This is a genomic window from Dankookia rubra (genome assembly GCF_004355005.1).
Taxonomy (GTDB): Bacteria; Pseudomonadota; Alphaproteobacteria; order Acetobacterales; family Acetobacteraceae; genus Paracraurococcus; species Paracraurococcus ruber_A.
Genome location: NZ_SMSJ01000097.1, coordinates 1 through 18119, shown reverse-complemented (window position 1 = coordinate 18119; position 18119 = coordinate 1). Strand labels below are relative to the sequence as shown.

The window sequence follows — 18119 nt, the reverse complement described above, 5'->3', positions numbered from 1 at the left end:
CCGGCACGCGCCATCAGCAGCTCGGTCGCCAAGTGGCTGGTGAAGCCGACGCCGGCGGTGGCGAAGCTCATGCTGTCCGGCTTGCGCCGCACCAGATCGAGGAACTCCGCCAGGGTCGCGGCAGGTACGGCGCGGTTGATGACGACGAAGCTCGGTGCACTCGCGGCCAACACGATCGGCACATAGGACCGATCATTGTCGTAAGGCATCGGGAACAGGAAAGGCGCGATGCTGAACTGGCTGTTGGAGCAGATGGCCAGAGTATGCCCATCCGGACGGGCGCGGACCGCCATGTCCATCGCCAGCGTGCCGCCGGCGCCTGGGCGATAATCCAGCACCGCGGGTTGGCCCCATTCAGCCTGCAACGCATTGCCCATGGGGCGGAACACCACATCGGCCGGCCCACCGGCGGAGAGCGGCACCACCAGCGTGATGGTGCGATTGGGGAAGCTGTCCTGGGTCTGGCCGAGGCGAGGGACGGCTAGCAGCGGCGCAGCCAGCAGGCTTCGGCGACGGATCATGGGCAGCATCCCTTCAGAGCCTGCCGGTCACTATACCCGCTGCATCAGCGTCGCTCCCTGTGGAATGTGTTGCGATCAGGCGTGGAGCGCACCCCATTTCGACCGGACACCCGGCGCAACGTGAGGGCCTAGGTGGAAGCCTAGGCGTGCGCCTATGTCGAAGCCCATTGAGCGCGTCGAAGTCATCACCGGCCGGGAGCGCCGGAGGCGCTACAGTGCCGAGGAGAAGGTCCGGCTGGTCGAGGAGACGACCCGGCCCGGCATGACGGTTTCCGCCGTTGCCCGGCTCCACGGCGTCTCTCCGAGCCTGCTCTTCGGATGGAGGCGACGCATGGCCGAAGGTGGCCTCGAAGCTGTCAAGGCAGACGACGACGTGGTCCCGGCCAGCCGCGTCCGCGAACTCGAAGCCAAGGTCCGCGAGTTGGAGCGCCTGCTAGGCCGCAAGACCATGGAGGCCGAGATCCTCCGCGAGGCGCTGGACCAGACCCACCCCAAAAAACTGAGCTTGCGCTTTCCCTCGCCGCTGCCGGGCGGTTTCCGGTGAAGACCGTGGCCGACGCCCTCGGCGTGGCCAGGTCGAACCGGGTCGACCAGCTCCGGCACCCCGAGCGGCGGGGTCGCGGCCCATACCGCCGGGCCGGGGACGACGCGCTGCTTGCCGAGATCCGCGCCATTACCGACGCACGGCCGACCTACGGCTACCGCCGCGCCGCAGCCCTGCTGAACCGCGCCAGGCGGGCCTCCGGCGAGCCGCTGGTCAACCGCAAGCGCGTCCTCCGGCTCATGCGTCAGGCCGCCCTGACCCTGCAGCCGCATACCGGCAGGCGGCCGATCCGTGCTCATGAGGGCAAGGTCGTCGCCCCGGCCTCGAACAGGCGCTGGGCCTCCGATGGCTTCGAGATCTCCTGCTGGAACAGCGAGGTGGTCCGCGTCGCCTTTGCCATCGACACCCATGACCGCGAGGTTATGGCCTGGGTCGCCACAATCGGGGCCGGGATCAGCGGCGAAATGGTACGTGACATGATGCTGGAGTGCGTCGAGCGCCGGTTCGACGCCATTCGCGCTCCGCAGCCTGTCCAGTGGCTCGCCGATAACGGCTCCGCCTACACTGCCGCGGAGACGATCGACTTCGCCACCACGCTCAACCTTGTCCCATGTTTCACGCCGGTCCGCAGTTCCGAGAGCAACGGCGTCTGCGAGGCCTTCGTGAAGACCATCAAGCGCGACTACGTCCGGGTGAGCCCACGCCCAGACGCGATCTCCGTCCTGCAGCAACTGCCCACCTGGTTCGAGGATTACAACGCCGTCCATCCTCATAGCGGCTTGCGCATGCTCTCGCCGCGTGAGTTCATCGCCCGGCAGTCAGCAACCCCAGCCGCGTGTCCGGTCTGACGGGGTGCACTCCAGAGATCTCCCGGCCGCTCTAAATTGCGATGTTGCCTTCTCCTATAAGTAAGGCACCGCTCCATAACCCCGCCTTATTAAGCTAGGGGTTCAATCCCAGGGTGCTTATTGTAAGAGTGGCGATGCTGCAGCCGCCACGTGGTCATGAGCCAACCCTTCCCCGCCCCCGCTCAGATAGCGGAATAAGGATGGCGGCGAGCATGGGATCAGGGTGGCGGCTCATATTGGCCGCGAACGGCCCGTCCGCGACCACGACGCCCCGAGCGCCCATGGCAATGGCGAAAGCTACGTAGAGGGTGTCGTACGTGGAGTGGTTGACGGCTAGACCGATGTCGAGGGCAACGTCGTGAAGGTCAAAGCCAGCAGTGTCGGTTGGCAACACCATTTCGCGGAGCAGGGCCAAGCTTTCTCGTGCCTCATTCGGCGTCCACACCCGCTTCCGTACCTGCAGCCAGCAAATGTTGGTGGCCTCGTTAAGCCAGAAGTCCGGCATCAGGAGTTCTTCATCGCCCTCTGCAAGTGCCTGGGCGAGATGGCTGTCCGGCTCGTCAAGCACCCACTTCAAGGCGACGCTGGCATCGATAACCAACGTCACCTTAGGCGCCCGACCCATCAGTGAGGTCCGCTATCCTGCCCTGGCGGCTTTCCTCCAGGAGTTCGGCAGCAGTAGCTGACGTGCGGCCAGCAGTCCGATGCCTGAACTCAGCTAAGCGGTTTGCAGCGGCTGCCCGCGATGACGGCTGGCGAATGCTAGTCAGAACTTCGCGCAGAATCTCCCGGTGCTCGGCCTCGGCCGATCGACCGCGCTCGGCCGCCCGGACGCGGAGCGCCCGAACGACGCTATCGTCAAGGTTACGAACTGTCAGGGTAGCCACCGCGGCCTCCTATTCCGGATGCTGTCAATGCATACAAGTAGATAGCGATGCTGTCGATGAGAAGGCCCCGGGAACGACCGCGGTGAGGACTTTGGCGGGAGCTTGTGACGAGGTCGCGTGAACCGAGTCGCGGGCAGCTGGACTGCGAGGCGCCTTGGAACTGCCCACAGGCTGGCCGAGGACTACGGCGGGGCAAGTGAGGACTCCAGCGGGAACTGCCTTAAGAGAATTCAAGCACTAACGTGATCCATCCCGAGGACTATGGCGGGCCATACTAATATCTAGAATCACTACTACCCTTGCTACTAACGCCACCCGCCAAAGTCCTCAGCGACAAGCCACCAGAACCGATCCATATTCGGTCCGCTGCTGAATGAGGATTGCTCAGGAGAGGATGCGCTATGGCTGAGGTGCATAACCTACTGAAAGTTCATGGCCGACAGGGTGTCCTCCACTTCGACGTCTTCGAACGCCGGGTCGTTGACGCGGCAGCCCACTACCTGGGTGACGAGGACGGCGGCATTGGCTTCCTCTATTCTGGTTGGGCACAGGCTGCCCTCCCCCATAAACGCCTTCCGGATGAACAGCCGTGGCAGGTACGGACAGACCGGGTCAATCTCGTTGTTGAACCGGGTCGAAAGTCGCTGCCTAGCGGGGGCCTGCAATGGGTGGGTGTCCCGTACGGCAGCAGAGCTCGACTCATCATGCTCTACCTGCAAACGGAAGCCCTTCGCACGCAGAGCCGCGAAATTGAGCTTGGGAAAAGTCTCAGAGCATGGCTTAAGAAAATGGGGATTTCGCCTGGCGGAAAGTCAATTTCCGACGTCCGGGAACAGGCGGAACGCATCACCCGCTGCCGCTTGACATTTGAGGTTCAGCAGGCGGGAAAGAGCGCACTCGTCCAACAGCTCATCGTCGATAAGGCCCTCTTTACGGACGAGGATGAGGACTCCGGCGGGAGCGGGTTCTTGGAACGGACCAAGCTGTCGGAGACCTTCTATGAGCAGCTTCGACGCCATCCTGTGCCGATCGAAGAAGCCGCGATCCGACACATCAACCGACACTCGATGGCCCTGGATATCTACTGCTGGGCTGCGTACCGCCTCCATGCACTGCCCAGCCCCACTTCGGTATCTTGGCGTGCCTTACACGCCCAATTCGGCGGCGGCATCCGCCGACTCGACCATTTCCGCGAAACTTTCCAAGAACAACTGCATCTCGCGACGGCGGTGTATCCGGGAGCGCGGATTGAGGTGCGCCCAGCCGGGCTACTGCTTTCGCCGTCCGATCCGCCGATTGCCCCGCGGAAGACGGTTGTCGCCTTCGCCCGTTGAAAGCCAATTCCCGCCAGAATCCTCACTCTTCTTCCCGCCGAAGTCCTCAGAAGCCCATATCGATCCAAGCTATCGCAAGCGTGCCCCAGACCCTTAGAAAGGATGGTGGGGTGACTGATGCGGAGGCTGTCATCGTTCCCAACGATTCCCGCCAGAGTCCTCATCCCGCATTTCTTGGGCCTAGGCCACGTCGCCTTGGATGACCATTCCACCTCGAGCAAGGCGCAAGCGCTCCTCGAGCACAGACATCTCGGCCTGAACTTGGTGCAAGCGCTGGAACAACGCCGCCCGCTCTGCAGCTAGATCTTCGTACTGCCGCTGGATAGCCTCGCGATCGATATGGACGGGAGATGCTTCCGTCTCCTCAGCTACGGAAGGCGCCGTAGAAATGCGATGTGTACGCAGTTCTTGCCGAAGCGCCACGATGTCTTGGCGCCGGAGTTGCGGCTGAATAAGGTTGCGCTCCTTGGCGAGAGCGACGCCGTCTGGTCCTAGGCAAGCCAAGTCGTAGAGCGTGGTGTACCCAGGCAATCTCTCCGGTGGCAGCCGCAGCTGCTCGGCGAGCTCCGCCGCGCGCCGAAACTTTGTCGCCAGAGCGGCCGAGAACTCAAAAAGCCGATCGGCTCCTGTAAGAAGGCGCCGGTACTCATCTTCCGACAGCGCCCGCGACAGCTCCAGCAGTGTCTGCCCGATCAACAACGCCGCATGCTTCGCCTTGCCCCATTGGTCAGCAATTCGGCTCCGGGCGACCAGTATGGCATCAGCCTTATTCTGCGGAAGACCAAAGCCCTCAAAGACCTCGGCGACAAGCTGCCGCCCAGAGTCATGCATCTGGAGTACGGACGCCGCTTGCACGCTCCGCTGGTCATCGACCTGGATCTCACCGACATCCGAGATATTGAGCTTGGGACGGTTGCGAAGTTTGCTCACAAGCCGACCTCCCGACTTGCGTAACGCCAAAGATCGGCCATCACATCAGCCCCCTTCCCTTTTGCGAAATCTACGACTGCCAACCCTGATGACGAAGGCGTGGCGATATCCTCTAAAATGGGGACTTCAATAGGCACCAAGTTGCCATGCTTCAGCAGCGTGCTGCGTGCACTGGCAAAACTCTTTGTCCTTCTATTTGATTTGTTGAGGACGAAAGCCGAATGGCTGCCAACCTTCTTCAAACTTGCAGCCCATGGCACAATACTTTCGAGGTCGTCGTAAGCAGGACTCGTTGGCACTAAAACGAGTGCTGCTTCCTTGCAGAGCGCGAGCATGTCCGACATGTCGTGTTCTACACCGGGGGCTGTGTCGATTACGGCAAGCCTGTACTCGGCGACCTGACGCATAATCGACTGCCATTGGTCCACTTGGCCTTCAATGACCTCGACCGCCACGACTTCCGGCAGCTTCTCGCGCGCCGCTGCGCGGCGCCTGGCCCACTTGGCAAGTGTGCGCTGCGCGTCGAAATCGATGCCAATCGCTCGAATGCCCGCTTGGCCCGCGAGCACGAGAAGATTCTTGGCCAGCGTACTTCGCCCGCAGCCTCCCTTTGAGCCGCCCAGGATGATAATACGACAACTGGATGTCGGAGGCGGGTCGCCACCGTTGGCCTTCTTCCCCATACCGTGCCTCCCCCTCCGAGGCGGACTCACATTGCCATAGGATCGGCACCGGAACCAAGAGGTAGGTGCATTTCCTCAGGGAAAAAAGGTCAGCGTAGCTGTTATAAATTCAGGAGAACCGGTCCTTAGTTGGACTTTGGCCATTCAAGCGACGTGGAAGAGGGCATGTGGATGCTCTCGCCGACGGCTGGCGGGATTTTCGCAGCACTGATTGACTGCCGGGACAGGGCGAAAACCTGCTCACTCCAGATTGCCCACTGTACTGCGGCAAGGCAGTGGACAAAGGTAAGTCGCTGCTTATAGTATTACACAATGGTCAAGGCATCGAGGCGAGCGCGGCTGTCCGGACCCTTCTTGGCCAGTCGTTGAAACTGCGTGCCGCCGACGAGGCGGAGCTGCCCGATTTCGCCAACATTGATCCAGAGGCCAGGAATGCCGGGCAGCGTCTGCCGCTTGGAGTCACCGGGAAGGCCAAGGACGTCCCTGTAGAAGGCGCGGTCGGCGGCCAAGCCCGGTTCGCTTCCGTTGATACCTAGTGCAGAGTGATGAAACTCGAGGATCTTGAACGCCATGGCTGGGTCTTCTTGCCAGCGACCCTTGCTCGAGAGGCTAGACCTCTACGGTAAGCGAACAAAACCCGAGATGCCAAGCTGTGCTGAGCCTGCAGGAGAGGGGAGGGAGGCAGCCTGGAGGAGCTGCGGCAACAGGCGTAATCCGCCCTCCGGGACATTATGGAAAAATCGTAACTAATCCTGACTAGTAGAGATCCCGGCTGAGCACGGCCGCGATGGCGATGATAAAGCCGCCCAAAGTAGCGTGGCTGTGGGACGAGCCGTCACCTCACCCAGCCGGCTAACGGCACTCTAGGCAGGTCATCAGGCCACGCTTCTCCCGGCTGGCGAGACGAGATAGCGGCAGCGAATGCAGTTCGTCCCGCTGTCGTCCGCCGCAAAGGAGGCGGCAAAGGCACGCTTGGCCGATTGCGGCTGGTTCTCCGGCTTGGTGACCCTCGGCCGAGGCTGGCTGCGCGCCGGGATCTTGGCAGCCTGAATTAACGGCTGGAGGGGCGGCAGCAGCGGCTTCCAGCCGGGTATAAGATGGGCAACCGGCGGGGCATGGACCGGGCTTGCAGCGAGATATTCGACCAAAAGCAGAGTCGGGACGGAGCGGCCCTGGAGCCCCTCCGGCTAGCTTGCAGCAGGTGCCAGCTCCGCCGGAGGGACATTACGGCCTGACCGACGGTAGACGACCTTGACCAGCGGCTCTGACCCGCCACAGCACCACGCCACCGTGAGGTGACCTGCAGGAACTGCTTATCCTTGGGGCAGGGGAGGGATCCCGGCGTGGTTATACGGGCCAAGACGCGATCAGCTTCGGACATGTGGCTTCAAACGCAGCGGGTGTGGCCTGGCGGCGGTTGCAATGGCCGCCGGTAGCGCGGTGCGAGCATCCTGCGCAGGGTGCGCAGCGGCATCGCGGTTCGTGTTCGCCGTCAACCGCCAGTCGGGCCGGCGTTGACGGTGGCACATCATCACGGCCGAAGCTTACGCTGGGTCCGTGTCCCCGCGCTCGGGGCGTGCCTGATCAGGCCCCTGGTCCTATTGTCTCTCGCGGCCGGGATGGTCCGAGCGATGGCCAAATCGATGGCTGGTCATCAGACCCTCCAGGATCAGCCCTCGCGTGCGCTCGCGCTCGGCCGGACTTGCCGGCGCGGCGCCACCAAGTTCGGCAATACAGGTTCCAAGAGCCACGGCCCGGTCAAGGCAGTCCTCGAATGCAGCCTCACCTGCAATCCGAGACGCGGTGAAGTCGTACGGGTCGCGCAGGTGGGCCCGCATGCGGCGGAGCAACACTGCCATCCTACGCTCCGCATCCTCGATGCTGGGCGAAAGCTGGTACTCCGGTGCTGTGTAATCAGCAGCGCGCCCCGAACGCCATTGCCGACGCCGAACCAAGGTGGCGGCAAAGCCAGCAGCAAGCAGCGCTGAGACCGCGCCGAGACCTGCAAGAGCCCAGGGCAAATCAGGCAAGGCCTCGCCCCCTGGACAGGCTGCGACCCGGGAAGCACAAGCGGAACGCAGTCATTGCCTGCCCTCCTCAGATCATCAACTGTCGCTCCTGGGTGACAATCTAGGGTGGAATTTCTGCGTGAACGCGGAGGTTTCGCCGACTCGCAGAGCGTTCGTTGTCTGTTCGTTCAAGCACGTAATCGACTGGACCATGTGGCCTGAGGTGCACTATCATGATGTGACTGGAATGGAAGCCACAGCATGACCCCGCATAGAGAGGTTAGCCGTGAGCGGCAGCGGCGTTTGGACGCAGAAGGAACGTGTACCTGGCGCGGTTCGGAGAAGATGCGCCGCTGTCATCTTGCCAGCTGGATAACCCACGACTTCCGGACCTGCTGATGGAAGCAGCGGAAGGCGGAAAACCGCTGACCACTGAAGCTTTGGCATGGGGCTGGGCGGCCCGCATACCGGACCTTGGAGTGGATCTTGAACCGGGGTAACCCGCGGTCATCTGATGACCAGAACGCACTGCACGCCACTGTGTGCCGCTATGTCGAGGCGTTCCCAGACGAAGGATTGCCCCTCGCTTTCAGCATCCGGTCAAAGGACTGGGCCACGTCGCCGCCGAGAAGCTCTGTGGTGGCAGTGATCAGAACATCCTTGGTCGTCTTCGGCATGTCGCTCTCTTGTGCCGCATGGCGCGAGTTTTCCAGTTGCGTCAACCGGCGCACCGGATAGGCCGTGGGGAAAGCGGGGGAAACCGCCCCTGATTCGGCGGAGGAGCTGACGGCGGCTGCCATCAGAGCGGGCCAAGCGGAACCGGAACACCAGAAAGGCGAGCCGCGTCCGGGCAATCAGGCAGTCAGCCGAAGCCGGCAACAGCAAGGGCGTCGCAAAGCGGATAGCAAAATCCGACGCCCGATAGATCGCTGAGCTCCGCCCAACCTGGCTGTAGCCTCGGTCGACGTGGCTACCGCGGCACTCGACCCAAAGCAGCCCCTCGCCGTCTAGCCATCCACCGTCCGCTTACCTACTTTCCTACGCATGTCCCGTTCCCCTACTGCCGACTTGGCTGCTCTTATCAAGCTCTTGCAAGCGGGCGTCCCACCCGCCCGCGCTGTCACCGAACTCTCTCGTATCGTGGCGATCTGGACAGCCGAACTTAAGGATGACGGCGAGCAGCTACAGGAGCGGCTATCTGGCTTGGCCGAGCAGATGACGACGGGGATCGAGGAAATGCACGAGGGCATCGCCGAGGCGAGCGACAAAGGGAAACTCACGCTGCGGCGGATACTGGCGACGCATGAGGCGGTGCTGGACGGGGTGCGGAAGGCGCAGGGGGCGGGGTAGGCATCCTACCGCGTCGCCAGGGAGGCTACCGCAGCACGCGATCCGAAGCGGCGGTAGCCCCTGTTGGGCTGGATTGCGTCGCGTGACGCCGGACCGAGCCTGGATGCGCTTACCCCGCCTCCCGATCGCGGGCCGCCGCCAGCTGATCCGCGCGCGCCAGTAGCCGCTGCGCGTTGCGGTAGGCCGGCGGCTCGACCCAGAGGCCGTCGACCAGCGCCCGATCCTTCCCCTTCGACCGCGCCTCTTCAAACCCTGTGACGATGCGGCGCGCCGCCGCGACCTCCTCCCGTCCGGGCGTGAGCACGCAGTGGAGCACGTCGATATGCGCCGGCGTGACCGTGCTCTTGCTGCGATAACCGAGCCGCCGCGAGCGGCGGGTCTCGCGCTCGCAGCCCTCCCCGTCAGAGTACGTGTATGGAGCGTCGATCGGCTCGATCCCTGCCGCGCGGCATTCCAACAGGAAGCGCATCCGCGCATAGGCAAGCTCATCGCCCTCCGGCCCGCGCTCCGCGACGAGGTCGGCGGCCAGATCCTCGGCGCCGAGCACGCAGCTCCTAACCCGCGGGCTGGCCCGGGCCATGTCGCCCAGCCGGACCACGCCGAGCGCGGTCTCCGCGGTAGGCGCGATCTCTATGCCGCCGGCCGGTAGCCCTTGCGCGGCCTCCAGCCGGTCGAGTTCCCTCGCAAGCGCCGCGATCTGCTCGCCGCCTTCGGCCTTCGGCAGCAGGACGAGCACGGGCCGCGCCGGGACCACGGCCGCGAGGTCGTCCAGGCCCCCGCTGTCAAGTGGGTTCACCCGCACCGCAGCCAGGCTCCCCGCCGCGCGGGCCTTCGTGAAAAGCTCCGCTGCGAGCCGCCGCGCGGCATCCTTTAAGCTCGGCGGGGTGAAGTCCTCGAGGTCCTGGGCCAACACGTCGGGGCGCGCGCGCAGCGCCTCTGCCTGCGCGGCGGGGTCCGCCCCTGCGACGAACAGCAGCGAGCGGCGAAGGTCCGGTGGCCTGTCCATGGAATTCTCCTGTGCAACTGCCGCCGCCTTCGGCACGGGATGGCTGGGATCCGCTCGCGCTGAAACAATCTGATTCCTGCGCTCCCGAAAATCCGCTGCGGAGTAAGCTATCGCACGTCCAACCCTGCCGGGTATGCGAAGCAGAGCGGCCCCGGCCGAGCGCCCCGGCTCCGCGGTGAATGTCCGATTCGCGCCCTCAGCCGCGGTTCTGCACGGCAGAGAGGACCATTAAGCCCGACTATAGGTTGCTATTCGCGTGTCGGCTTTCACGGTCAGAGCGACTGCGGCAGCACTCACTACCACCGCCGTCTCGTCCTAACACGCGCTCTCGGCGCTTCCCGCGTGTTAGGAGAGGCGTGCCACAATCGCGGTCAGCTGCGGGTTTCCCCGCCGCGCTGCATCCAGCATCTGACCTTCACCGCCAACGCCGACACAACAGCCCTCGACCCTGCGCAGTCCTTGGCCGCCATTGGCCCGAGCGGCCGAATTTAGTGGAAGAACGAACCCGCTACCGTGGGAGTGGTCCTGTTTGCGCTAATGCAGCTCCGACAGCCAATCTCCGGAGAGGCGGGACAGCTGGTCGCCGCCAGTCGTGAGTACGTCCAGCCGTCGACCTGCAGACGTTCCCCCCCGTTTCTGTGCAGGGTTCGATGCTCCTCGAAGCGACGCGTAGACTCGGGAGCATGCAGGGCTGCCCTGGGCGTATAGCCGACATGGACGGGTCTCCGCCCGGAAGCCGACCTCACCGACTCGGAACACGATGATGCAAGCCACCGCTGCGGGACGCGTGATCGCCTGGACCCTGCTCGTCGCACTCAGTGTCGTGAACGTCGCGGGCTACGCGCTCGACCTGTACTGGCAGTTTTGGTGGTTCGACCGCGTCCTGCACGCCGCCACGATCCTCGCGGCCACGCTCTGGCTGGCCCTCTTCGTGTTCGCCCGGACGCTCAAGGGAGAGCGCGGCCACGCCTTGCTGGTCGTCCTTCTTGTCGCCAGCGTCGGGATCGCCCTCGGGGCCGTGTGGGAGGTGGCCGAGTGGGTCTTCGACCAGATCGCGCCCGGCGACGTTATCAAGGGCAAGCACGACACGGTCATCGACCTCGTCATGGACACCGCCGGCGCAGTCCTGGCGGGGATCCTAGCGCTAAAGCTCGCGCGTCCGCCGCGGTAGACTGAGCCACACGGAAGGGGCTTCATCAATGTTCTTTGACAGCTGGTTCGGCTTGCTCCGAGTGCTGGTGGTTGGCACCCTCGCTTACGCCGCCCTGGTGCTGCTGCTGCGCGTTTCGGGCAAGCGCACGCTGGCGAAGCTGAACGCCTTCGACCTGATCGTCACAGTGGCCCTCGGCTCCACCCTGGCGACTGTCCTGCTCAGCAAGTCGGTGGCCCTGGTCGAGGGCCTGACGGCCTTCACCCTGCTGGCCGGCCTGCAGTACCTTGTTGCTTGGCTCTCCGTCCGATCTCCGCGCTTTGGCGATCTGGTGAAATCTGAGCCGACCCTGCTGCTCCATCGCGGGCGCTTCCTGGACGGCGCGATGCGCGTGCAGCGTGTGACCCGCGCGGAGGTCCTCGCCGCCCTGCGGGGCTCGGGCATTGCCGAGGCTGGGCAGGTCGCGGCCGTGGTGCTGGAGACAGACGGAAGCCTCAGCGTCATCCCAAATGCAGGTCGATCGGAATCCATTGGTACCCTGGACGGCGTCGAGGCCGCCGATGGCCGGATCCGCTAGCGGAGCGCCGGCCTCGTTAGGCCCGGACCGGTGGGAGCGGAGCACGTTTCTCCGCGCGGCGCGCTCCGCGTTGATCTCACAAAGGTCAACTGATGTTCGACGAAGCGCTGGGTCGCCTCCAGGTCCTGGGGAACTCCGCCGCGACCATCTTGCCGGGCCTTCTGCTGAGCCTCGTGGTCTTCAGCCTCGGCCTCGTCGTCGTGCGTGGCGTTCGCGCCGCGGTGACCCGCGCCGCGTCGCTGCGCGAGGCCTCGGCCGGGTCGGCGGCCGTCCTGGGGCGCATTGCCGGAGGCCTCGCCACGCTCGTCGTTTTCCTGGTCGCCGCCGCGGTCGCCTTCCCCTCGGTGTCGGCGGCTGACCTGTTCAACCTCCTCGGCATCGGCGGTGTAGCAATCGGCTTCGCCTTCCGCGACGTGCTGCAGAACCTGCTCGCCGGCATCCTGATTCTGCTCACCCGCCCCTTCCGCATTGGCGACCAAATCCGGCACGGCGACCAGGAGGGCACAGTCGAGGACATCTGGGTCCGGGCGACGGTGCTGCGCACCTACGACAACCGCCGCATTCTGATCCCCAATGCGTCCCTCTTCACTGACAAGATCGAAGTGATTACCGCCTACGAGAGGCGCCGGCTGCAGTTCCCGCTGACGATCGGCAACGGTGACGGGATCGCCCGGGCGCGCGACGTCGTGGTGCAGGCGCTCCGGTCCACCCCCGGCGTGTTGGCCGACCCGGCGCCCGAGGCCTTGGTGACCGGCCTGGGCAGCGCGGGCGTGGACATGGTGGCCCGCTTTTGGATTGACCCGCCACGCCGGCGCGAGGCCGTGGACGCGTTCGATGGCGCGATCGAGGCGGTCAAGGTGGCGTTGACCGAAGCCGGTCTCGATCTGCCCTTTCCGACTACGCAGGTACTGTTCCACGACCAGACTGAGGAGACCGACGGCGACCGCGCCCGGCAGCGCGAGGGGTGGCCGGCCGCAGGGGGCAACGTGCCCCGGCCACGCTGGCGGGCCATGCGCAATCAAGCGGAGTCGCTGGCCTCGCCTCCGGCCGCCTCCCCAGCAACAGGGGAGCGGCCGTGACCAGCCAACTGCGGGAGTGGCTGGAAACGCTCGGGGACTTCTTCTGGATCCGCCCGGGTCTGCTCGTGCTGGGCGGGGTACTACTTGGCGAGGCGGCAGTCCTGGCCGAGCAGGCCGGCTCGAAGCTGCGGTGGGGTTCGGGCGAGTGGATCTATGCGGGCGGCGAGGCCGGTGCCCGCGCCCTGCTGAGCGCGGTAGCCTCTTCCACGATCGGAGTCGCCGGCACGACCTTCTCGATCACCGTGGCGGCCCTGTACCTGGCTTCCGGCCAGATGGGGCCTCGCCTGCTCCGCAACTTCGTGCGCGACAGCGGCAATCAGTACGCGCTCGGCGTCTTCCTGGGCACCTACGCATACGCGCTGGTGGTGCTCCGCACCGTCTGCTCCGTCGAGAAGGTGGCGTTCGTGCCGCACCTGGGCGCCACTGGCGCGCTGCTCCTGGCGGTGCTCTGCGTCGCTACCCTGGTTTGGTTCATGCACCATGTGGCCGCCGGCATCAACGTCGAGACCGTTATCGGCCTGGTGCACGGCGAGCTCTCGGACGCGATCGGCCGCCTCGCCCTCGACCAGCCCGCCGCCGGGCCCGCTCCCGTCCCACCACGTGGGGTGTCCGTGGCCCTGCCCGGGCGCGGCTACCTCCGCTCCGTGGACGAGGAGGGCTTGGCGGGATGGGCGGAGGAACAGGGCGCGGTCGTGGCGCTGCTGGTCCGCCCCGGCGACTACCTGCTCCCCGGCGCGCCGGTGGCGGAAGGGCCAGGAGGCGGGAGGACGGGGATGCTGTTGCGGAGGTCATCCGCGCCGCTTTTTCGCTCGGACCCAGACAGGCGGCAGCGCAAGACCTGGAGTTCGCGGTGCGACAGCTGGTGGAGGTCGGGGTGCGCGCGCTGTCGCCCGGCATCAACGACCCCTCCATCGCCATCGCGGTCCTCGACCGACTGGCTGCTGCGCTGTGCGAGGTCGCGCCGCGCTGCCTGCCCAACACCACGGTCCTGCGTGGCGGCCAGGTGGTGCTGCACCGGCGGGTGACGGACTACGCCGGGCTCTGCGACGCGATGTTCCACATGGTCCGGAAGAACGCCTCGGGGTCGCCGGCCGTCCTGATCCGCCTGCTGGAGACACTCGAGCGCGTGATGACGGTGGAGGCCCGCCCGGAGCGGCGGGCGGAGTTGGTCCGCCACGCAGACCTAGCCCTGTCCGCCGGGCGCATCGTAGTCGAGGACCCCGCCGACGTCGCCATCCTAAAAGCCCGCCGCGCGGCACTGCCGGCAGCGGACGCGCGCCCGCAGGCGGTCCTCCGGTGACGTAAACCCGGCAGGCCTTCGGTCCCGGCGTGGTGTTCCTTGGACTGTGTAAACCCGGGCATAGAGAGGCACCGACGGACCCCACGTCGAGCGCCCCTGGGTGCAGCCGGCGGGACCGGGCTGACCGAGCCGCCATAACCCGCCGCAGTCCGGGGGGGCGGACTCGGGCGATCGCCCGTGCCCTACTCGGCGTGCCCGGCATGCCAGCGGCCATGGACCGGTTCAATGTTGCCAGAGGGAGAATTCCGTCCCGAAGTCGGTGGTCATCAGGGCCCGGCACCGCGACGGCTCCGCCCGGCAGTCCGGGCCCGGCACCGCCGAGACGTGCCCGTCACGTCCCACCTCGAAGACCAGCGGCACGGGCGGCTCCGACATCTTCGCGTAGGACAGCTCGATCAGGAAGCGGATGGAGTCGAACCGGGTCGGGTCGGCGTAGAAGACGAGGTCGCGCGAGACCGTCTCGCCGGGGTTCAGGCCCGACGGGCCGCTCGGCTGGGCCGTGGCGCCTTCGAAGAGCACGCCGTGGCGGAGCAGCACCTCACCACCCTCGGGCTCGTCGTAGTACCTCGCCTGGGCGATCGTGCTCGACATGGAGACTTCCTCGGGCATCTTGCCGGGCATGACGGAGCCCTCGGTGAAGCGCACCTTGACGCCCACGACGTTGTAGGTGAGGCCCAGGACCCGCACCTCGGTCTGCCCAACGTTGGTCCGGGTGACCGTCGAGCGGATGGCGACCAGGTCGCCCCGCTGTCCGACCCTCTCCAGCGTGCTCGTGACTGACACGCTCGGGGGCGCGAGGCCGGGCGCGATCTTGGCCTCGTAGACGAAGGTGTAGACGCCCCAAGCCCCGGCCAGGACGATGGCGAGCGTCTGGACGGCGCTGTTGATTGTCTCCATGCCGAACCTTGAGGGGATAGGTTCGGGCGCCGCTCCCTTGCTCATGAGGCACCCTCGCGCGCACAGCCGAAGCGTAATCGCGTTGCAAGCGAGTTGGTTGTGTCCTGGGCTCGCCGGACGGCCAGGCGGGGTTCCCTCCCGGATTGTTCGGTCCATCGAGCGCGGGATCGATGGTCCCTGGAGCCCTTCGCCGCATGGATCGGGAGCTGGATATGGGAGTGATCGTCAACCCGAGGGGCACGAGCGGCGCAGGCAAGACGGAGTTCGCCCCGCGGATCCTGGCGGATTACGGGTGGGGCAAAGACGGCCAGGTCGAGCCGATCCACCACAGCCGGCGCCGGTGGCCAGTTGGCTACCGGCTGCGCCACCCCCTCGGCCGTCGTCCGCTGATTGTGCTGGGGCACTACGAGCGGACCTCCGGCGGCTGCGACACCTTCTCCGCCCGGGATGGCGGCCTGGACGAGGCATTCCGGCTGGCTGATGCCTGGGCCTCCGCCGAGCACGACGTCCTCCTCGAGGGCTTCGCGCTCAGCACCGAGCACGAACGCTCGGCCTGGCTGGCGCGCCGGCATGCGCTACACGTCCTCTGCCTGGCCACGCCGCCCGAACAGGCCGCGCGCAATCTGGTCTCCCGGTGGCGCGCTCGTGGGGACAGCTGGCCCTCGGTGACAGGGGCCGTGGTGACCCAACGCGACGCCATCGAGGACGCCTGCAGCAGGCTGCAGCACGTCGCCACGGTCGAGGATCTAGGGTTCGAAGCCGCGCTTTGCAGGGCGCGGCAGGTGCTGGCTCTGCCACCCGAGGCTGGCTGATCCGGCACGGCCGCCCCCCCCTCTAGCCAGTCCGGCGTAGCGCATCGCACGCCGCCCCGCAGCGTTCGCCCCCTGCCGAACGCGCCACGCCGCGCGGGCAAAAACTACAAGGAGACCACGCCGCATGGCCGAGAGAGCCGTCATAAACCGCCGCCCGTTCTCGATGCTGCGGCACCTCCTGGACAACGAGGCCTCGGGCGGACTGGTGCTGATGGGGGTGACGGCGCGGCTCTGGTGGTGGCGAACTCGCCCTTGGCGCCGGCTTACTTCGACGCGCCCGGGTCCTATCTCGGCCCCCTCAGCGTGCTGCACTGGATCAACGACGCCCTGATGGCGGTGTTTTTCCTGCTGGTGGGGCTGGAGATCAAGCGTGAGATGCTGGATGGCCAGCTCTCCACCTGGCCGCGCCGCGCGCTGCCCGGCATCGCCGCGGCCGGCGGCATTGAACCGCTCCAGGTTTGCCGGAGGCTGTTTGGTGTGAGTCACGCAGCTAGCGGTCTGGCCTCCTGTGCAGCATAGTAACGCGCCTCCGCCTCAGCGGGCGGGATGTTGCCGATGGGCTCGATGAGGCGGCGGTTGTTGAACCAGTCCACCCACTCGAGGGTGGCGAACTCGACGTTCTCGAGGCTGCGCCACGGACCGCGACGGCGGATCACCTCGGTCTTGAACAGCCCGATGACGCTCTCTGCGAGCGCATTGATGCTCCTATGTCGGTCAAGTGGGCTTGGAGGCTGCGGAAGGAGTCCTGATGAGTGCGAATGCCTCGCGGGCGACGTAGCGTTTGAGGCAGCGCATGAGCTCGGGCTTGGTCTTCCCCTCCGCGGTGCGCTTGGCGACGTAGTCGATGGTCGGCCGGTGAATGCGCATCCGCGTGACGACGATGCGGTGCAGTGCCGCATTGGCCTGCCTGTCCCCGCCTCGATTGAGCCTGTGGCGGCTGGTGCGGCCGCTGGAGGCCGGGACGGGGCAGGCGCCGCAGAGCTTTGCGAAGGCCGCCTCGGAGCGGATCCGCTCTGGATTGTCGCCCGCGACCAGCAGCAGGGCGGCTGCGGTCGCGTTGGCAATGCCAGGGGCCGCGGCGCCGCGGCGGAGACGAGGGCGTCGAGCTCGCGGTCATGCCCCGCGATCTCCTCGTGGAGCATGAGCCAGCGCCGCGCGCTCGCCCGGAGGGCCGCCTTTGCGGACGCCGTGGTCGAGGTGAGCGGTCCGGGCCGGAGCGCAGCCAAGCGACGGATGAACGTCACCTGGCCGCCGATGCCGTCGAGCTGCTCGCGCAGTTCCGCGGGGGCGCCGACGACGATGGACTTGATCGTCTGCATCGCCTTGGGTCCTCGCCTTGACCGCGGCGTCGCGCGCGATCCTGATGTGGCGGATCATCTCGACGGAGCTGGTGCCGGCCTTCGGTTCCGCCGTCGCCTGGCCTGCGAGGACGGCGCGCGCCGCGGCCTCCGCGTCGAGCATGTCGTCCTTGCCGTTGCGCCGGCGGGCACTGCGGTCCGGGCGGTTGACCTCGAGGACACGATGCCCGGCCTCTCGGAGCGCGCGGGCGAGGCCGGCGCCGTAGGATCCGGTGCCTTCGACGCCGAAGGCCTTTACCGTGCCGAGGGACCGGGCCCATGCGGCGAGGCGGCCGTATCCGGCGCGGCTCGCCGGAACCGTTGTGGCGGCGAGCCGGGCGCCCAGGGCGCTGAGGGCGACCGCCGCATGGACGTGCTTGTGGGTGTCGATGCCGACGACGATGTCTGCGGCTGGTGACTGCTGCGCCAAGGCTTGCCTCCCGTGGATGCGGCACGGCCCGGCGTTCACGGGGGCGGACAGGACTGTGACGGGACGTGGCCGTCAGGCTCCTATCAGGTCACGCGCCCAGCGATCGGCGGGCGCCACCCGGCGAGCCGACAGATCAACGCGAGGACACGAGGTCAGTCGTAAGCTGGGTTCAGGCCCGCCGGGCGGCAGCGATATACTCACAGTCGTAGCTGTCGCCGACGCTGCCGACCGACGGCTCGATCCCGTTCGACGTATACGTTGAACCGGCCAAGCGCTCGGTATAGCGGATCGACACATATTGCTTGGGTTCAGGCGGTCGTCGCAACACCAGCTTGCGCTGCTCTGAGTAGCGCGTCAAAGGCCTCGGCTGGCGTTCGCCACCCGAGCGTTTTGCGTGGTCGGCCATTCAGCGTCACCGCCACCGC

22 protein-coding genes and 2 pseudogenes are annotated in these 18119 nt (G+C 66.2%); 10 read left to right on the top strand and 14 right to left on the bottom strand.

Annotated elements, in window-relative coordinates:
• On the bottom strand, window positions 1-521 hold a 521-nt coding region (locus tag E2C06_RS30905; protein ID WP_277751902.1), incomplete at its 3' end, for a Bug family tripartite tricarboxylate transporter substrate binding protein.
• A 154-nt stretch (window positions 522-675) separates the two neighbouring features.
• Here E2C06_RS30905 and E2C06_RS30900 point away from each other — a divergent pair.
• Window positions 676-1913 (top strand): IS3 family transposase gene (locus tag E2C06_RS30900; RefSeq protein WP_241671549.1). Its coding sequence is split into 2 segments (ribosomal slippage): window positions 676-1012 and window positions 1012-1913, totalling 1239 coding nucleotides; the frame shifts between segments, so codons are not numbered across the junction.
• Between the two features lie 154 nt (window positions 1914-2067).
• Here E2C06_RS30900 and E2C06_RS30895 read toward each other — a convergent pair.
• A complete protein-coding gene (locus E2C06_RS30895; RefSeq protein ID WP_165982774.1) occupies window positions 2068-2520 on the bottom strand; it encodes a type II toxin-antitoxin system VapC family toxin in 453 nt (150 codons plus the stop codon).
• A 1-nt stretch (window position 2521) separates the two neighbouring features.
• Window positions 2522-2800, bottom strand: a complete 279-nt coding sequence (locus E2C06_RS41170; protein WP_408869917.1) for a FitA-like ribbon-helix-helix domain-containing protein — start codon at window positions 2798-2800, stop codon at window positions 2522-2524.
• Between the two features lie 401 nt (window positions 2801-3201).
• Between E2C06_RS41170 and E2C06_RS30885 the strand changes: the two genes are divergently transcribed.
• The gene (locus E2C06_RS30885) at window positions 3202-4134 is read left to right on the top strand and encodes a replication protein RepA (RefSeq protein ID WP_133292421.1); all 933 of its coding nucleotides are present in this window, start codon (window positions 3202-3204) and stop codon (window positions 4132-4134) included.
• Between the two features lie 180 nt (window positions 4135-4314).
• On the opposite strand, the gene E2C06_RS30880 is transcribed toward E2C06_RS30885, so the two are convergent.
• From E2C06_RS30880 to E2C06_RS30860, 5 genes are all read right to left on the bottom strand, one after another.
• Window positions 4315-5064 (bottom strand): hypothetical protein, encoded by a 750-nt coding sequence (locus tag E2C06_RS30880; protein ID WP_133292420.1) that lies wholly within the window; start codon window positions 5062-5064, stop codon window positions 4315-4317.
• Window positions 5061-5747: a ParA family protein gene (locus E2C06_RS30875; protein WP_133292419.1), complete on the bottom strand. Its 687-nt coding sequence runs from the start codon at window positions 5745-5747 to the stop codon at window positions 5061-5063. The genes E2C06_RS30880 and E2C06_RS30875 overlap by 4 nt, the downstream gene beginning before the upstream one ends.
• Window positions 5748-6052: 305 nt before the next feature.
• Entirely contained in the window at window positions 6053-6319 is a 267-nt protein-coding gene (locus E2C06_RS30870) for a VOC family protein (protein ID WP_133292418.1), read from the bottom strand.
• Window positions 6320-7345: 1026 nt separating this feature from the next.
• A complete protein-coding gene (locus E2C06_RS30865) occupies window positions 7346-7597 on the bottom strand; it encodes a hypothetical protein (RefSeq protein WP_133292417.1) in 252 nt (83 codons plus the stop codon).
• Window positions 7598-8304: 707 nt separating this feature from the next.
• On the bottom strand, window positions 8305-8556 hold the full coding sequence (locus tag E2C06_RS30860; RefSeq protein WP_133292416.1) for a hypothetical protein: 252 nt from the start codon (window positions 8554-8556) through the stop codon (window positions 8305-8307).
• 340 nt (window positions 8557-8896) lie between these two features.
• Between E2C06_RS30860 and E2C06_RS30855 the strand changes: the two genes are divergently transcribed.
• Window positions 8897-9106, top strand: a complete 210-nt coding sequence (locus tag E2C06_RS30855) for a hypothetical protein (protein WP_133292415.1) — start codon at window positions 8897-8899, stop codon at window positions 9104-9106.
• 109 nt (window positions 9107-9215) lie between these two features.
• Here E2C06_RS30855 and E2C06_RS30850 read toward each other — a convergent pair whose 3' ends face one another.
• Window positions 9216-10112, bottom strand: a complete 897-nt coding sequence (locus E2C06_RS30850) for an HpcH/HpaI aldolase/citrate lyase family protein (protein WP_133292414.1) — start codon at window positions 10110-10112, stop codon at window positions 9216-9218.
• A 760-nt stretch (window positions 10113-10872) separates the two neighbouring features.
• Between E2C06_RS30850 and E2C06_RS30845 the strand changes: the two genes are divergently transcribed.
• From E2C06_RS30845 to E2C06_RS40480, 5 genes and pseudogenes are all read left to right on the top strand, one after another.
• Window positions 10873-11283, top strand: coding sequence for a hypothetical protein (locus tag E2C06_RS30845; RefSeq protein WP_133292413.1), 411 nt, complete (start codon window positions 10873-10875; stop codon window positions 11281-11283).
• 28 nt (window positions 11284-11311) lie between these two features.
• On the top strand, window positions 11312-11839 hold the full coding sequence (locus tag E2C06_RS30840; RefSeq protein ID WP_133292412.1) for a DUF421 domain-containing protein: 528 nt from the start codon (window positions 11312-11314) through the stop codon (window positions 11837-11839).
• A 92-nt stretch (window positions 11840-11931) separates the two neighbouring features.
• Window positions 11932-12918: a mechanosensitive ion channel family protein gene (locus E2C06_RS30835; RefSeq protein ID WP_133292411.1), complete on the top strand. Its 987-nt coding sequence runs from the start codon at window positions 11932-11934 to the stop codon at window positions 12916-12918.
• Window positions 12804-13607, top strand: a pseudogene (locus E2C06_RS40485) (DUF2254 family protein); the annotation flags it as partial. The gene E2C06_RS30835 and the pseudogene E2C06_RS40485, both read left to right, overlap by 115 nt.
• A complete protein-coding gene (locus E2C06_RS40480) occupies window positions 13586-14218 on the top strand; it encodes a DUF2254 family protein (RefSeq protein ID WP_277751903.1) in 633 nt (210 codons plus the stop codon). The pseudogene E2C06_RS40485 and the gene E2C06_RS40480, both read left to right, overlap by 22 nt.
• 222 nt (window positions 14219-14440) lie before the next feature.
• On the opposite strand, the gene E2C06_RS38055 is transcribed toward E2C06_RS40480, so the two are convergent.
• Complete coding sequence (locus tag E2C06_RS38055; protein ID WP_165982773.1) at window positions 14441-15115, bottom strand: hypothetical protein; 675 nt, start codon at window positions 15113-15115, stop codon at window positions 14441-14443.
• Between the two features lie 194 nt (window positions 15116-15309).
• Between E2C06_RS38055 and E2C06_RS30820 the strand changes: the two genes are divergently transcribed.
• Window positions 15310-15927, top strand: coding sequence for a hypothetical protein (locus E2C06_RS30820; RefSeq protein WP_133292410.1), 618 nt, complete (start codon window positions 15310-15312; stop codon window positions 15925-15927).
• 252 nt (window positions 15928-16179) lie between these two features.
• Window positions 16180-16446 (top strand): Na+/H+ antiporter NhaA, encoded by a 267-nt coding sequence (locus E2C06_RS41240; protein WP_456305198.1) that lies wholly within the window; start codon window positions 16180-16182, stop codon window positions 16444-16446.
• Here the strand turns inward: E2C06_RS41240 and E2C06_RS30810 are convergent.
• The 4 genes and pseudogenes from E2C06_RS30810 to E2C06_RS38050 all read right to left on the bottom strand — a co-directional run.
• Window positions 16410-16625: pseudogene (locus tag E2C06_RS30810) on the bottom strand (integrase core domain-containing protein); the annotation flags it as partial. The gene E2C06_RS41240 and the pseudogene E2C06_RS30810 overlap by 37 nt on opposite strands.
• Window positions 16626-16641: 16 nt before the next feature.
• Window positions 16642-16992: a transposase gene (locus tag E2C06_RS40935; RefSeq protein ID WP_206664768.1), complete on the bottom strand. Its 351-nt coding sequence runs from the start codon at window positions 16990-16992 to the stop codon at window positions 16642-16644.
• Window positions 16993-17040: 48 nt separating this feature from the next.
• A complete protein-coding gene (locus E2C06_RS40930) occupies window positions 17041-17733 on the bottom strand; it encodes an IS110 family transposase (protein WP_369126551.1) in 693 nt (230 codons plus the stop codon).
• A 130-nt stretch (window positions 17734-17863) separates the two neighbouring features.
• Window positions 17864-18100, bottom strand: a complete 237-nt coding sequence (locus E2C06_RS38050; RefSeq protein WP_165982772.1) for a hypothetical protein — start codon at window positions 18098-18100, stop codon at window positions 17864-17866.
• Between the last annotated feature and the right edge of the window lie 19 nt (window positions 18101-18119).

Excerpts from the sequence above, each read along its gene's own strand:
- E2C06_RS30875 (WP_133292419.1), bottom strand. The coding sequence starts at position 5,747 with ATGGGGAAGAAGGCCAACGGTGGCGACCCGCCTCCGACATCCAGTTGT.
- E2C06_RS30845 (WP_133292413.1), top strand. The coding sequence starts at position 10,873 with ATGATGCAAGCCACCGCTGCGGGACGCGTGATCGCCTGGACCCTGCTC.
- E2C06_RS30860 (WP_133292416.1), bottom strand. The coding sequence starts at position 8,556 with ATGGCAGCCGCCGTCAGCTCCTCCGCCGAATCAGGGGCGGTTTCCCCC.
- E2C06_RS30885 (WP_133292421.1), top strand. The coding sequence starts at position 3,202 with ATGGCTGAGGTGCATAACCTACTGAAAGTTCATGGCCGACAGGGTGTC.
- E2C06_RS40480 (WP_277751903.1), top strand. The coding sequence starts at position 13,586 with ATGGGCGGAGGAACAGGGCGCGGTCGTGGCGCTGCTGGTCCGCCCCGG.
- E2C06_RS30850 (WP_133292414.1), bottom strand. The coding sequence starts at position 10,112 with ATGGACAGGCCACCGGACCTTCGCCGCTCGCTGCTGTTCGTCGCAGGG.
- E2C06_RS30835 (WP_133292411.1), top strand. The coding sequence starts at position 11,932 with ATGTTCGACGAAGCGCTGGGTCGCCTCCAGGTCCTGGGGAACTCCGCC.
- E2C06_RS38055 (WP_165982773.1), bottom strand. The coding sequence starts at position 15,115 with ATGGAGACAATCAACAGCGCCGTCCAGACGCTCGCCATCGTCCTGGCC.
- E2C06_RS30870 (WP_133292418.1), bottom strand. The coding sequence starts at position 6,319 with ATGGCGTTCAAGATCCTCGAGTTTCATCACTCTGCACTAGGTATCAAC.
- E2C06_RS30840 (WP_133292412.1), top strand. The coding sequence starts at position 11,312 with ATGTTCTTTGACAGCTGGTTCGGCTTGCTCCGAGTGCTGGTGGTTGGC.
- E2C06_RS30820 (WP_133292410.1), top strand. The coding sequence starts at position 15,310 with ATGGATCGGGAGCTGGATATGGGAGTGATCGTCAACCCGAGGGGCACG.
- E2C06_RS38050 (WP_165982772.1), bottom strand. The coding sequence starts at position 18,100 with ATGGCCGACCACGCAAAACGCTCGGGTGGCGAACGCCAGCCGAGGCCT.